This is a genomic window from Skermanella sp. TT6, from assembly GCF_016653635.2.
GTDB classification, from domain to species: Bacteria; Pseudomonadota; Alphaproteobacteria; order Azospirillales; family Azospirillaceae; genus Skermanella; species Skermanella cutis.
Map to the genome: position 1 here is coordinate 3,376,383 of NZ_CP067420.1, position 12,678 is coordinate 3,389,060.

Annotated in this window: 15 protein-coding genes; 1 reads left to right on the top strand and 14 read right to left on the bottom strand. The window is 69.0% G+C overall.

Annotated elements, in window-relative coordinates; genetic code table 11:
* Window positions 1–27 precede the first annotated feature (27 nt).
* From IGS68_RS15955 to IGS68_RS15990, 8 genes are all read right to left on the bottom strand, one after another.
* The gene (locus tag IGS68_RS15955; RefSeq protein ID WP_201071027.1) at window positions 28–378 is read right to left on the bottom strand and encodes an ATPase inhibitor subunit zeta; all 351 of its coding nucleotides are present in this window, start codon (window positions 376–378) and stop codon (window positions 28–30) included.
* A 105-nt stretch (window positions 379–483) separates the two neighbouring features.
* Entirely contained in the window at window positions 484–1,167 is a 684-nt protein-coding gene (locus IGS68_RS15960) for a YqhA family protein (protein ID WP_201071029.1), read from the bottom strand.
* The gene (locus tag IGS68_RS15965) at window positions 1,164–2,144 is read right to left on the bottom strand and encodes a DUF2333 family protein (RefSeq protein WP_201071030.1); all 981 of its coding nucleotides are present in this window, start codon (window positions 2,142–2,144) and stop codon (window positions 1,164–1,166) included. Before IGS68_RS15965 ends, IGS68_RS15960 begins: the two co-directional genes overlap by 4 nt.
* A 106-nt stretch (window positions 2,145–2,250) precedes the next feature.
* A complete protein-coding gene (locus IGS68_RS15970; RefSeq protein WP_201071032.1) occupies window positions 2,251–2,652 on the bottom strand; it encodes an SPW repeat protein in 402 nt (133 codons plus the stop codon).
* A 60-nt stretch (window positions 2,653–2,712) separates the two neighbouring features.
* Entirely contained in the window at window positions 2,713–3,102 is a 390-nt protein-coding gene (locus tag IGS68_RS15975) for a hypothetical protein (RefSeq protein WP_201071034.1), read from the bottom strand.
* A gap of 144 nt (window positions 3,103–3,246) precedes the next feature.
* A complete protein-coding gene (locus tag IGS68_RS15980; protein ID WP_201071037.1) occupies window positions 3,247–3,744 on the bottom strand; it encodes a hypothetical protein in 498 nt (165 codons plus the stop codon).
* A gap of 100 nt (window positions 3,745–3,844) precedes the next feature.
* The gene (locus tag IGS68_RS15985) at window positions 3,845–4,651 is read right to left on the bottom strand and encodes an anti-sigma factor family protein (protein ID WP_201071040.1); all 807 of its coding nucleotides are present in this window, start codon (window positions 4,649–4,651) and stop codon (window positions 3,845–3,847) included.
* Window positions 4,648–5,163, bottom strand: coding sequence for a sigma-70 family RNA polymerase sigma factor (locus IGS68_RS15990; protein ID WP_201071042.1), 516 nt, complete (start codon window positions 5,161–5,163; stop codon window positions 4,648–4,650). The genes IGS68_RS15985 and IGS68_RS15990 overlap by 4 nt, the downstream gene beginning before the upstream one ends.
* 236 nt (window positions 5,164–5,399) lie before the next feature.
* Between IGS68_RS15990 and IGS68_RS15995 the strand changes: the two genes are divergently transcribed.
* Window positions 5,400–5,807: a hypothetical protein gene (locus IGS68_RS15995; protein WP_201071044.1), complete on the top strand. Its 408-nt coding sequence runs from the start codon at window positions 5,400–5,402 to the stop codon at window positions 5,805–5,807.
* 63 nt (window positions 5,808–5,870) lie between these two features.
* Here the strand turns inward: IGS68_RS15995 and tkt are convergent, their stop codons facing one another.
* From tkt to IGS68_RS16025, 6 genes are all read right to left on the bottom strand, one after another.
* Window positions 5,871–7,850: a transketolase gene (gene tkt / locus IGS68_RS16000; RefSeq protein WP_201071046.1), complete on the bottom strand. Its 1,980-nt coding sequence runs from the start codon at window positions 7,848–7,850 to the stop codon at window positions 5,871–5,873.
* A gap of 19 nt (window positions 7,851–7,869) precedes the next feature.
* Window positions 7,870–8,829: a D-2-hydroxyacid dehydrogenase gene (locus tag IGS68_RS16005; protein WP_201071048.1), complete on the bottom strand. Its 960-nt coding sequence runs from the start codon at window positions 8,827–8,829 to the stop codon at window positions 7,870–7,872.
* Window positions 8,830–8,866: 37 nt separating this feature from the next.
* Entirely contained in the window at window positions 8,867–9,754 is an 888-nt protein-coding gene (locus IGS68_RS16010) for an NAD(P)-dependent oxidoreductase (protein ID WP_201071050.1), read from the bottom strand.
* Window positions 9,755–9,860: 106 nt separating this feature from the next.
* Window positions 9,861–11,120: a TRAP transporter large permease gene (locus IGS68_RS16015; RefSeq protein ID WP_201071052.1), complete on the bottom strand. Its 1,260-nt coding sequence runs from the start codon at window positions 11,118–11,120 to the stop codon at window positions 9,861–9,863.
* Entirely contained in the window at window positions 11,117–11,677 is a 561-nt protein-coding gene (locus tag IGS68_RS16020) for a TRAP transporter small permease (protein WP_201071055.1), read from the bottom strand. The genes IGS68_RS16015 and IGS68_RS16020 overlap by 4 nt, the downstream gene beginning before the upstream one ends.
* A complete protein-coding gene (locus IGS68_RS16025; protein WP_201071059.1) occupies window positions 11,677–12,660 on the bottom strand; it encodes a TRAP transporter substrate-binding protein in 984 nt (327 codons plus the stop codon). Before IGS68_RS16025 ends, IGS68_RS16020 begins: the two co-directional genes overlap by 1 nt.
* Between the last annotated feature and the right edge of the window lie 18 nt (window positions 12,661–12,678).

A 12,678-nucleotide genomic window follows, 5' to 3' on the forward strand; every position in this document is an offset into this window, starting at 1 on the left:
GCAGAGGTCCCGGGAGCCGGATCGGAGTCAGGCGAGGGCGTGGCGGGGCGCCGGCGCGCCGGCTTCGCCGATCTCGGCTTCGGCGAGGGTCAGGAGATGTTCCGCCTCGCGCTCGACCAGGGCCCGCGGCATGTCGAGGCCGTCGCGGACCAAGTCCAGGTACACCCGGTCCACGATCAGCCGGTTCCCCCGAGGCTCCATCTGCAGGCCCACCAGGACATCGGCGTATTCGGAAGCCTGGGAGGGCGTGAGCCTCCGCTTTCCGGCGGCCCAGGCGGCAAGCCGCCTCGCCCGGCGGACCTGCGCCCGGAACAGGAGCTGCTGACCCAGCGAGAACTGCGCCTCGATGCCGTTCTGTCTCTCGGTCGACGGATACATGCCAAAACTCCTCTCAAGGTGGCTGATGGTTTGCGCGGAACCCGTCGGGGCTCCTGGAAGAACGCGGGACGGGGTGTCTTCATCCCTGGCGTCCGGCGCCGCCGCTCACGCGGGGCCGGCGGGCGTCCGCTGTTCCGGAAGGATGCGGTTCCGGCCGGAGGCGTCGCGGTAGACCGCGCCGATCCGGTCGATCCACACGAGGGCGAGGGCGGCCAGGATGAAGGAGAAGAAGATCGCCAGCTTCCACACCAGCACCTCGCTCCGGTACTGCTCGACGTCGATCATGATCTTGAGAAGGTAGATCGACGAGATCGTGATGATGGTCGAACCGATCTTGATCTTGAGGGACCCGGGGTCGAGGCGCGCCAGCCAGGACACCGTCATGCTGCGGTGGGACACGATGGGACCGACGAAATTCTCGTAGTTGCTGATGATCACCATGACGACCAGGCTGGCCACCAGGGCGAAGTCGATCAGCGACAGGATGATGGCGAGCGCCTCCACGCCGGACATCTCGTCGTAATCCTGGGCCATGGCGTAGATCAGCCGGGCGTAGACGATGGCGTAGACGCCCAGCGCGACCACCAGGCCCAGGTAGAAGATGACCAGGAGGTAGCGGCTGACCAGGATCAGCCGTCCGACGATCCGGTCGAAACCGTTGGCCGCGGCGCCCCGCTCGCAGGGAGCCGGAGCGGCGTGGGGATAATCCGCCGGCACCGGCAGGGGCTCGGGCAGCGCGCCTATCTGGCGGGGCGCCTCGAGCGTCGAGGTCAGGTGCGGAACCGTCATCGTACCCCCAGGACCTTGGTGACTTCGTTGAGCTGGACCAGGGCACGGAGAAGATAGAAGCCCTGGCTGGCGAGATGGCTCGCGAACAGCGCGCTGTCGGTGGAGGCGTCGAGCACCACGGTCGGCTGCAGGACGGCGGCTTGGCGCAGGCTTTCCATGGTCTGCGCCCAGACGGTCTGGAGGTTCCGTTCCTGGATGACCCGCTCGAAATCGCGGCCGATCTCCCGCAGCAGCAGGTAATAGGCGTAGAGCCTCCCCTTGTTCTGGTAGAACAGGTCGTCGGCGCTGCGGTTGAGGATGAAGCCGCTCGAATGCTCCAGGTGCGCGTCGATCAGGGCCGACCGCGATCCCAGGTCGGCGGCGACTCGCTGGACCGTGGCCGCGAGGCTGTCGGCCCGCCGGTCGAACACCGCTTGCCCCTGGGCCAGGCGCGTGTTGTAGGACACCAGGGCGCGCAGGGCCGCGCGGTACTGGTCCTCGCTGGGGATCGTCGGCATCAGCGACTTGCTGAAGTCGATGATCCAGATATCGCCGGGGAACTGAAGGAGCCCGGCGGCGCGCTCCAGGTCGGGGTCCGCCTGGGACGATCCGCGCACACGGCCGAGCTGGTCGAGCAGTTCGAACGACAGGCGCCCGACCGCGCTGATGATGCCCTGCTGGAAGTTGGGCGTGTTGTCGAGCAGCCCGTCCGGCATGAACCAGGGATCGTTGGGCTGCCATTGGTGCGTCACGACCTCGCGCTCGATCAGGGCCGCCGCCATGTTGACGGTGTAGCTCCCGCCGGCGACGGGATTGGGCGGGACGAAGTAGATGTCGTCGTCGATCCGGTGCGAGGCGAAATTGCCGATCACCAGATAGGCGGTGAGCAGCACCGTGAGAACGACCAGGATCCGCACCGTTCTCTGCTGCCAGGAGGTCGCCGGACCGGCGATCCGGTCGCGCTGGGTCAGGCGCATCGTTTCATTGAACAGGACCATTCGGTATCTCCGCCAGGGGACCGGCCAAGCGACCGGCCAAGCGGCCGGCCGAGTGACCGGGATGCCGGACGCGCGGGACGGGCCGGCGGCCCGTCCCGCGACGGCATCAGGTCGAGCGCGCGTCAGGCCCGATCTGGCCCGGAGTTTCGGCGTCCCGCTGCCCGAAGAGGCGCCGGATGCCGACCGCCCCGACCGCCAGACCGACGATGACATGCGTCCAGGAAGCCGCGGCCACCGTGGAGAAGCCGAGCACCCAGGGAGCCAGGAAGATGGCCAAGCCGAGCACGATATAGGCCCACTTGCTCCAGTCCGCCGGGGTCAGCAGCATTTTCGCCGATACGGCGATGACGACGGCGCCGACGATATGCGCGGTCCAGTTGGCCACGCCGGCCTCGCCGAATTGGGCCACCAGGGGGGCGAAGAAAAGGACGATACCCGCGATCAGCGCCAGGACATCATGCGGGGAACGGGCGGCGAAGAACGAACCGCCGATTTGATTCCGTATCATTGTGACCTCCCGAAAGGTTGAGCGGGGAGCAGCTTCTCCCCTGTCCGGCAAAGGGACAAATCAATGGAGCCGCGGGGCCGGCCGGTCGTCTCCGCCGTCCCCGGCCAAGCCGGCGAACCCGTCCCGCCCGAGGATCAGGCCGAGGCCGATGAAATAGATCCCGACGACCATCCCCGGCAGTCCGCCGGCCCAGAATCCTAGCGTCAGGCAACCGGCGGACGGCACGGCGAGACACTGCGCCAGCAGGGGACGGCGGATCAGCGCCTCCGCCATGGGCGCGAAACCGCCGCGCCGGAGCAGGTCGGCGCCTCGACGGCGCACCCCCGCGCGCAGTTTCGCCGGGATCGTTCCGATGGAGACGGGACTGTAGGGGCGATCAATGTCGGAATTGAATTTTCCGAGATCCCCGGTTCCGTCCGCCAGAAGTGCCGAATTCATCGTGATCGACATGATCACCTCCCACGTTCATTTGGCTTTCACTGGCAAGAACGCGGAGATCGGCTCCTTCATCCGTATGCAGGCGGGACGTTTTTCACGATGTTTAGGGGATCATTACTTCGTTGGCGGCAACTATCTTTTCGGCCGTTTTGCCGGTCAGGATCGCCGTCCCAGGGTCATGTCGTCCTGCCTGACCACCGAGAAAGTGGCCGACATGGTGTCCAGGCGATAATGGACGGCCGTCAGCGCCCCGTCGCGGCAGGTCAGCCGGATCTCCTGCGGCGGGACGGGAACGTTCCGCCGGAAGAACGGTCCTGCGGACCCCGTGTCCAGGAATTTCGGCAGGTGGAGCACGTCGCCGAGCTTCATCACCGTGTCGATCGAGCCGCCCAGGGATGGATCGAAGCGGAGAAGAACGCCCGTCCCCGCCCCGGGTATGGCGATCGGGCCGACCAGCAGCGGGACATGGGACGCCTGCTCCTGAAGCGCGCGCAGCGGCAGGTAGAACGGCGGCTCGGCCGGTGCCACGCCGCAGGATGTCGCGACCACGCGCGTGCGCTCGACGGATCGCCGCTCCCCGATCCAGTAGCCGGCCGCGAAAGCGGCGGATATCGCCAGGATCCCCGCGGCGAGCCCGCGACGGGACAGGGTCATGGACCCGATCTTCGGTAAGCGTCCCATGTTCTGCCTCGATCCCACGCAAAGGAGGGCAGCCCGCCGAGCCGCCCCGTTCCTCCCCCGGCGCCGGCCGCCGTCAGTCCACCGGAGCGGGTCCGCCCGCCGTCCGCCCGTTCCGGTTGGCCTCCGTTATCTCGGAGGCGATCGCCGCGATCTGCGCGTCGCTCGTCTTCGCGACGACCGCGTAGCTCAGCGTCGTGTCGCTCCAGTAGCCCAGGGTCATGTCGTCGCGCTGCCCCAGCTTCAGCCCGGTATTGCCCTGGTACCGGTGGGGAGCGATGGTCAGGGTCACGCGGTGCCCGACCTGGTCCTCGTAGACGAGATGGGCGAGCGGTCCCTCCTTGGTGCCGAGCAGGCGCCCGGCGACGAAGTCGATGCTCAGCGCCTTCAGGGACGGGATCGTGACCGTCTGACCGAGCTCGTCCGACAGCCAGGAGGCCATCTGGACCGGATGGGTCGGATCGATGTCGGCCGGACGGATCGGCTTGTCGGCGAAGACGAGGTGCGCGCCGGCCGCCTCGGCGACATATTCCGGCATCGGTCGGGAAACCTCGGCATAGAGCATGTGTCCTCCCCAGCCGGAGGCGACGAACAGGACCGCCGCCGCCGCCCGGCGCAGCCAATCGCCCGCGGCGGGGCGTTCGCGGTGCGCGAGCTTGGCGGCGAGCTGGCGCTCGAGCTGGAGCGTCCGGAACGGGCTCTCGCCGGCCGGGATGGCGGCGAGCCCGGCGCGCAGCAGGCGCTTCTGCTCGACCACGGCCTCGAGGTGCGCCCTGTCCACGGGGTCGCCCGCGAGAATCGCCTCGACATGGGCCTCCTGCTCCGGCGAGAGCTGGCCGTCGACATAGGCGTTCAAGTCGAAATCATTGATCGCGGGCTTCATTGGCAGCCTCCAACTATCCGGAGCCTCACGCTTTTTGCACCCTCCATGGCACGGCGCAGCGCTTCCCGTCCGCGCGCGATGCGGGACATGAAGGTTCCCAGCGGCACGTTGAGGATTTCGGCGGCATCCTTGTACTTCATGTCTTCGAGCGCCATCAGCAGGATCGCCTCCCGTTGCGAATCCGGCAGTTCGTCCAGCGCGGCGAGGACCTGCCGGACCTCGACCCGCAGCGACTGCGTCGCCTCCGCCACCGGGTCCGCCAGGGTGGCCGCGGCGGAGTCCCGCACCTGCCTTTTGCGGGCCGCGCTGATGTGGGCGTTGTTCATGATGCGGAACAGCCAGGCCCGCAGGTCGGTGCCCGATTGGTAGCTGTCGATGCCGGCGATGGCCCGCGTCAGCGTTTCCTGCACGAGGTCTTCCGCATCGTCGCGGTTCCGCGTCAACACCAAGGCGAAACGGCGCAGGCTGACGACATGCTCGTGAAGCGTCTCTAAGGTCGACTGACGCGCCATGTGCGGCCTCCTTGATCGAATTCGCGGGGAGAACGCCTGGAAATCAACCTTCATCCCTGCCGGCCGGGCCTTGGCGGATGCGCAAAGTGGGTACCTCCGGCCGGCGCGCCGGGGCATGCCGGAAACGGGCTCTCACCGGCCTCGCGATCTCGGCTCCACCTTTTTCGTACCCATGCATGAAAATCCGGACTGGCGCGTTTTCCGCTCGTTCCTGACCGAGCATGAAGGAGAATCCCATGTCTCTCACGATCGATCTTCGCCCTGAACCCTCCGCCGCCCCGACCTCCGGAGGGCGGACCACGGTGAACACCGACACCTGGTGGCGCAGGGTGAAGGAAGCCACGGTCGAGCGCTATCGCGAGTGGCGGTTTGACCGGGACATCGATCAGATCCACGCGGCTCTCAATCGGCTGTCGAGCCGGCAGCTCGAGATGATCGGATGCCGGCGCGACCGCCTGCTCGAGGACGTCTATCGCATCGTCCACAACAATGCGGCCGCCGAATGGTACGACGCACCTCTCCCGCTCGCGGCCTGGGTGCCGCATTCCGGCGCCGGCCCCATCGGCGCCGGCCCCGTCGAGGGACGTCCCGACATGGCCACCCTGACGACGCTTCCCCGGGAGCGGGTCCTGGAAGCGGCGTGACGGGTTCCGGTCACGGTCGCCGACGACCGCCCCGGTGCCGGGGCGGTCGTCCGGTTCCCCGGTTCACAGGCGCTTCCGGACCTCCGCGGCCACGCGCTCCGGCGTGATGCCGAAACGGGCGTACAGGTCCGGCACGGAGCCCGAGGCGCCGAAGCCGTCCATCCCCACGAAACCGCCGTCCTCGCCGATGTAGCGCTCCCATCCCTGGCGCACGGCCGCCTCGACGGCGACCCGCACGGCGGCGCGGTCCATGACCCGGCTGCGGTAATCCGCGTCCTGCTGCTCGAAAAGCTCCCAACAGGGCATGGAGACCACGGCGGCCGGGATCTTCTCGGCCTGGAGCATCCGGCGGGCCTCCAGGGCGACGGCCACCTCGGACCCGGTGGCGAGGATGGTGGCACGGCGCGGGCCGCCCTCGGCCTCGGCGAGCACATAGGCGCCGCGGCCCGCCAGGTTCTCCTCGTCATGGCGGCGGCGCGCCGGTTCCAGCGGCTGGCGGGAGAAGACCAGCGCCACGGGGCCGGAGCGATGCGTCATCGCGATCTCCCAGCACTCCGCGGCTTCGACGGCGTCGGCCGGACGGAGCACCAGCAGGTTGGGCATCGCCCGGAAGGCGGCCAGGAACTCGACGGGCTGGTGGGTCGGGCCGTTGGTGCCGATGCCGATGGAGTCGTGGGTGAAGACGAACTTGACCGGCAGGCCCATCAGCGCCGCCATCCGGACGGACGGTCTCATGTAGTCGGAGAACACCAGATAGGTGACGCCGGTCGGCACGACGCCCCCGTGCGCCGCCATGCCGTTCAGCATCGAACCCATCGCATGCTCGCGCACGCCGTAATGGACGTAGCGCCCGCCCCGGTCGTCGGCGGTGAAGGCCGCGAGGCCGCGCTTGTGCAGGGTGGCGCCCTCCAGGTCCGGCGCGCCGGACAGCATCTCCGGAACGGCCTCGGCCAGCATGTCCGAAAGATCGCCGGAGATCTTGTAGCCGTGGTCGGCGTGGCCGCTTTCGGCGGCGCGGCGCTTGAAGGCCCGGAGTGCTGCATCCCAGCCGTCCGGCAGGCGTCCCTCCCGGAGGCGGTCGAAGGTACGGCGCTTCTCCGGGCCCAGGGCGGCGACCCGCTCCTGCCAAGCCCGGCGCTCCGGCTCGCCGCGCCGCCCCGCCTCGCGCCACGCCCCGAGGATGCCGGCGGGGATCTCGAACGGGGCCGCGGGCCAGTCCAGGTGCCGGCGCGCGGCCTCGGTATCGTCGGCGGACAGGCGCCCGCTGTGGGCGATCCGCAGGCCCTCGACGCGGGGGATGCCGCGTCCGATCGCGGTCCGGCAGGCGATCATCGACGGGCGCGGGTCCCGCTTCGCCCGGTCGATCGCGAGGGCGACCGCCTGCGGATCATGCCCGTCCACCTCCTGCACATGCCAGTTGCTGGCGCGGAACCGGCCCGGCATGTCGTCCGACAGGGCCAGCCGGATGTCGCCGTCGTCGGTGATCAGGTTGTCGTCCCAGAGGAAGACCAGCTTGCCGAGCCGCAGATGCCCGGCCAGCGAGATGACCTCCTGCCCCAGGCCTTCCTCCAGGCATCCGTCGCCGACCAGCGCGTAGGTGTAGTGGTCGACGATCTCCGGCCCGAGCCACCGGTTGAGGAACGCCTCGGCCACCGCCATTCCGGCCGCGTTGGCGATTCCCTGGCCGAGCAGGCCGGTCGTGACTTCGATCCCGCAGGCCTGGTCGATCTCGGGATGCCCGGCGCAGTGGGAGCCCAGGACCCGGAAGCGCTTGATCTCCTCGATGCCCAGCTTCTCGTAGCCGGCCAGATGCAGCAGCGAATAGATCAGCATCGAGCCGTGGCCGTTCGACTGGACGAACCGGTCGCGGTCGAACCACAGGGGATCGCCCGCGTCGAACTTGAGATGCCGCGTGAACAGGGCGGTCGTGATGTCGGCCGCCCCCAGGGGGGTGCCCGGATGGCCCTCCCCGGCGCGCTCTATCGCATCCATGGACAGGAAGCGGATCGCGTTGGCCATGGTCTTCAGGTCGACGCTGGACATGGTCGATGGATCCTTGTGATTACGTGACGACGTTCCGGGGCTGTCCGGCGACGAAGGCCTCGATGCAAGCCGTGACCTGGTCGGCCACTTGCTGCCGGGCCTCGCGGCTGGCCCAGCCGACGTGGGGCGTGAGGATAAAGTCGGGCCGGTTCACCAGCCGCATGAAGGGATGGTCCGGCGGCGGCGGCTCGGCCGACACGGCATCGATGCCGGCCCCGGCGATCGATCCGCGCTCCAGGGCGGACACCAGCGCCTGCTCGTCGATCAGGCCGCCGCGGGCGGTGTTCACCAGGATGGGGCGCCGCCGCATCCGGGCGAACTCGGCCTCGCCGATCAGGCCGCGCGTTTCCGGCGTCAGGGGACAATGGAGCGTCAGCACGTCGCTGCGCTCGATCACCTCCTCGAACGGGGTATAGAGCGGCCCCATGTCGCTGCGGCCCTTGTGGGCGGAGAAGAGCACCCGCATGCCGAAGGCGCGGCCGATCTGCGCGACCGCCTGCCCGATGGCGCCTTCGCCGACGATGCCGAGGGTGGCGCCGTTCAGGTCGCGGATCGGATGGTCGAGCAGGGTGAACTGCGCCGCCCGCTGCCAGGCGCCGGCCGCGACGGCGTCACGGTACGCCATCAGCGAGCGGCGGAGCGCCAGGATCAGGGCGAAGGTGTGCTCCGGCACGGTATGGACCGCATAGGCGCGGACGTTCGACACCGGGATGCCGCGCCGCCGGCAGGCGGCGACATCCACGTTGTCGGTGCCGGTCGCCGCCACCGCGACGAAGCGCAGGTTCGGAAGCCGATCCAGCACCGCTTCGCGCAGGGGAACCTTGTTCACGATCAGGATGGTCGCCTTGACCGCCCGCTCCGCCACCTCGTCGGGCGCGGTCCTGCCGTGTACCTCCCAGGTATGGGGAAATCCCGGCCGGCGCATGGACACCTCGGGGCCGAGGGTATCGTGGTCGAGAAAGACGATATGTTCGGACATCTGGTATTCCTTCTTGCCGTCGATCGCGCGCGGGGCCTTACCGCGGAAGGCCGGTCCCGTTCATGGCGTGGTAGGTGCGGATGACCTGGCTGTCGTCGTCGGCTCCCTCCCCCCGCCCGGAGGCGGCGAGGAACATCTGATGGGCGACGGCGGCGATGGGCAGCGCCGCCTTGGCGTCGCGGCCCGCCGCGAGCACGATGCCCAGGTCCTTGACGAAGATGTCCACGGCGCTCGTGACCGGAGGTTCGGCCACCAGCATGCGCGGACCGCGGTCCTTCAGCATCCAGCTCGAGGCCGAGGATCCGGCCATGATCTCCAGCAGGATGCCGAGATCGACGCCCATCTTCGCGGCGAGCGCGAACGCCTCGGCCAAGACGGCGATATGCACGCCGCAGAGCAGCTGGTTGACCGTCTTGACGGTCGCCCCCTGCCCCGGCCGTTCGCCGACATGGTAGACCTTGTCGCCCAGGGCCTGCAGGACCGGGCGGATCGCATCGAAGGTCGGCCGCCGGGCCGCCGCCATGATGGTGAGCGTGGCCCCGATGGCGCCGACGACGCCGCCCGACACGGGGGCGTCGACGAACCGACGGCCGGCGGCTTCCACCCGGGCGGCCAGGGTCTCGACCTCGCCCGGCGGGCAGGTCGCCATCAGGACGACGATGGCCTCCGGCGGAAGCGCGTCCAGCGCCCCGTCCGCGAACAGCACGGCCTCCGCCTGGGCCGCGTTCACCACCATCAGCAGCAGGGCGTCGGCCCCGCGCGCCGCCTCGGCGGCCGTGCCGGCGCCCGCTCCTCCGGCATCCCCGAGCGCGGCCAGGGACTCGGCCCGCAGGTCGAAGCCCCGAACGCGGAAGCCCTTCACGAGCAGGTTGCGGGCCATCGGCAGCCCCATGGAACCGAGGCCGATGAATCCGATCGTCGTCATGTCTCTTCCTCCCTATCGGGTTTCTTATGACCGGCAAGCCGCCGCGAGCCGGAGGGTCCCGGACCTCGGCCGGTTTCCGGAACCTTCGGCGCCCTGCCGCCGGCCCTCAGTACAGGGTAAAGGCGGGCACGTAGGATACGAGTGCCAGGACCGTGATCGCGACGAGGTAGAAGGGTGCCAGTTCCTTCACGATGGCGCCGATGGGCTGGCGGGCGATGGCGGCCGCGATGAACAGCGTGGTCCCGATCGGCGGCGTGAACAGGCCGATGCTGAGGTTCACGACCATCATGACGCCGAGCTGGATCGGGTCGATCCCGATCGCCTGGCCCACCGCGATGAAGGTCGGGCCGAGCAGCAGGATCGCAGCCGGCAGGTCCAGGAACATGCCGACGACCAGCATGACCAGGTTCATGGCCAGGATGATCAGCCAGGGTTCCCCCAGGGCGTTCCGGGCATATTCGGTGATCGCGTTGGGAATGGCCTCGGTGATCAGGACGTAGCCGACCAGGTTGGACGCGGCGATGACCAACATGACAACGCCCGTGGTCACCACCGTCCCGACCAGGGCCGACCAGACGCGCTCGACCGTCAGGTCCCGGTAGATCAGGGCGCTTACCAGCAGCGCATAGGCCACGGCGATGACGCTGACCTCGGTCGGCGTGGCGATGCCCAGGCGCAGGAGGAGCACGATGAAGGCCGGCATCAGCAGGGCCGGCAGGGCGGTGACCGCGGCGTTGAGGATGTCGCGCAGCGTGCCCGTGTCGGCGAGCAGCGGGAAGCCGCGCAGCCGGCCGCTGAAATAGCAGACCAGCATCATTCCCGCGCCCAGCATCAGCCCCGGGAGGATGCCGGCCAGGAACAGGGAGGCGATGGAGGCGTTGGACACCGCGGCGTAGAGGATCAGCGGGATGGAAGGCGGGATCAGCCCCGCGATCACGGCGGAGGACGCGGTCGTGGCGGCGGCGAAGGCGGGCGGATAGCCCTCCCGCTTCTGCCATGGGATCAGCATGGATCCCAGGGCCGAGGCCTCGGCGACCGCCGAGCCCGAGACCCCGCCGAAGATGGTGGACCCGACGACGGTCACCTGGGTCAGCCCGCCGTGGAAGCGCCCGACGAGCGAGGCCGCGAACCGCACGAGCTTCCGGCCCAGGGTGCCGCTCATCATGAGGGCGCCGGCCAGGATGAAGAACGGAATCGCCAGGAGCGGGAAGCTCTGGGTCGGCTGGAACAGCTTCACGACCGCGATCACGGTCGGCACGGCGCCCATGGTCAGGACGGCGGCACCCGAACTGATGACGAGCGCGTATCCGACGGGAAACGCCAGCAGCAGCAGAACTGCGAAGACGGAGACCATGACGACGGTCATGCGTGGTCCTCCGGATGGTCGGCCCGCACGGAGCGCGGATCCTCGGCATAGAGGAGGCGGGCGAAGGTGGTCACCGCGGTCAGGCCGATGCCGACGAAGCCCGCGATGAGCGACAGGTAGGCCCAGCGCGCGGAGACGCCGGTCACGGGATAGACCTCGCTCCCGGTGATCTCGATGACCGCCAGCCCTATGTAGGCCAGGTAGAAGAAGGTAACGGCCACCACGACCTGCATTCCCAGCAGCAGGACCCTTGCCGAAGCCCGCCCGAGCATGTCCAGCACGAGGCTGACGGCCACGTGGGATCCGCGCTGCGCGGCGAGCACGATCCCGCCCATCACCAGCCACGGGAACAGGAGGTTGGGCATTTCGGACGGCCACCCCAGCCCCTGGGTCGTGAAGTAGCGCACGACGACCTCGGCCCCCAGCGCGAGGAAAAGGGCCACCAGGGCCACGATGGCGACGATCGTGGCGGCAAGGGCGATCGCCCGATCCGCCACCGCGATGACGGCGGCGGGAATTCCCGCCGCCGTCGCCGACCGCTCGCGCGGGATGTCCATCACTGCCCCGCCTCGGCCGAGGCGGCTTCCTTCCGGACCAGCGCGACCAGGTCCGGGAACTGCTTCTCCCACTTGTCGTAGACCGGCTGGACCTTGGCGGCGAAGGGCGCCGTATCCACCTCATTGAACTTGACGCCCGCCTCTTCCATCTTGGCGCGCAGTTCGCTGTCCGCCTTCCGCGACAGCTCGCGGTTCAGCTTGCCGGCCTCGGCCGCGGCGTCGCGCACCGCCTGCTGGTCGGCCTTCGGAAGGGTGTTGAAGACGACGGCGCTGGCGAACAGGGGCGTCGATTCGTACTTGTGGCCGGTCAGGGAAATGAACTTCTGCACCTCGTGCAGCTTCGAGGAGTAGATGTTCATCAGCGGGTTCTCCTGCCCGTCCACGACGCCCTGCTGGAGCGCGATGTAAAGCTCGGAGAACGGCAGCGGCGTCGGATTGGCACCGAGAGCCTGGAAGATGTCGACGGTGATCGGATCCGGCGGGGTGCGGACCTTGATGCCGGCGAGATCCTCCGGCTTCTGGATCGGCCGCACGTTGTTGCTGACTTGCCGGATGCCGTTGTCCCAGAGCGCCAGCAGGACGAGGCCTTTCTGCCCGGAGTATTCGCCCAGCTGCTCGCCGACCGGGCCGTCCAGCACCTTCCAGGCCTGCGGCAGCTCCTGGAACAGGAAAGGCAGGCCGAGCACCGCGAACTGCGGGACGACGCCCGACGTCGAGCCCTGGGAATTGGCGCTGAAGGCCAGGGTGCCGAGGCGCATGCTGGTCAGTGCCTCGACGTCGTCGCCGTATTGGGCGCTGCCGCCGACCTCCACCTTGACGCGCCCCTCGGTCTTCTGCGCCACCAGCTCGGCGAACTTCAGCGACGCCTCGGCCTTGGGGTTGCCGGGTGCCGCGTTGTGGGCAAGGCGCAGGACCTGCTGCGCCCAGGCGGGCGATGCCATGAGCGTGGCGCCCACGGCCAGGGTGACGAGCATCTTCTTCATGGTTTCCTCCGTTTGTTT

What these genes read in the sequence shown, in the direction of transcription:
- IGS68_RS15970 (WP_201071032.1), bottom strand. Translation starts at nt 2,652, where the DNA reads ATGATACGGAATCAAATCGGCGGTTCGTTCTTCGCCGCCCGTTCCCCG.
- IGS68_RS15980 (WP_201071037.1), bottom strand. Translation starts at nt 3,744, where the DNA reads ATGACCCTGTCCCGTCGCGGGCTCGCCGCGGGGATCCTGGCGATATCC.
- IGS68_RS16015 (WP_201071052.1), bottom strand. Translation starts at nt 11,120, where the DNA reads ATGACCGTCGTCATGGTCTCCGTCTTCGCAGTTCTGCTGCTGCTGGCG.
- IGS68_RS15995 (WP_201071044.1), top strand. Translation starts at nt 5,400, where the DNA reads ATGTCTCTCACGATCGATCTTCGCCCTGAACCCTCCGCCGCCCCGACC.
- IGS68_RS15985 (WP_201071040.1), bottom strand. Translation starts at nt 4,651, where the DNA reads ATGAAGCCCGCGATCAATGATTTCGACTTGAACGCCTATGTCGACGGC.
- IGS68_RS16020 (WP_201071055.1), bottom strand. Translation starts at nt 11,677, where the DNA reads ATGGACATCCCGCGCGAGCGGTCGGCGACGGCGGCGGGAATTCCCGCC.
- IGS68_RS15955 (WP_201071027.1), bottom strand. Translation starts at nt 378, where the DNA reads ATGTATCCGTCGACCGAGAGACAGAACGGCATCGAGGCGCAGTTCTCG.
- IGS68_RS16010 (WP_201071050.1), bottom strand. Translation starts at nt 9,754, where the DNA reads ATGACGACGATCGGATTCATCGGCCTCGGTTCCATGGGGCTGCCGATG.
- IGS68_RS15990 (WP_201071042.1), bottom strand. Translation starts at nt 5,163, where the DNA reads ATGGCGCGTCAGTCGACCTTAGAGACGCTTCACGAGCATGTCGTCAGC.
- IGS68_RS15960 (WP_201071029.1), bottom strand. Translation starts at nt 1,167, where the DNA reads ATGACGGTTCCGCACCTGACCTCGACGCTCGAGGCGCCCCGCCAGATA.
- tkt (WP_201071046.1), bottom strand. Translation starts at nt 7,850, where the DNA reads ATGTCCAGCGTCGACCTGAAGACCATGGCCAACGCGATCCGCTTCCTG.
- IGS68_RS16005 (WP_201071048.1), bottom strand. Translation starts at nt 8,829, where the DNA reads ATGTCCGAACATATCGTCTTTCTCGACCACGATACCCTCGGCCCCGAG.
- IGS68_RS15975 (WP_201071034.1), bottom strand. Translation starts at nt 3,102, where the DNA reads ATGTCGATCACGATGAATTCGGCACTTCTGGCGGACGGAACCGGGGAT.
- IGS68_RS16025 (WP_201071059.1), bottom strand. Translation starts at nt 12,660, where the DNA reads ATGAAGAAGATGCTCGTCACCCTGGCCGTGGGCGCCACGCTCATGGCA.
- IGS68_RS15965 (WP_201071030.1), bottom strand. Translation starts at nt 2,144, where the DNA reads ATGGTCCTGTTCAATGAAACGATGCGCCTGACCCAGCGCGACCGGATC.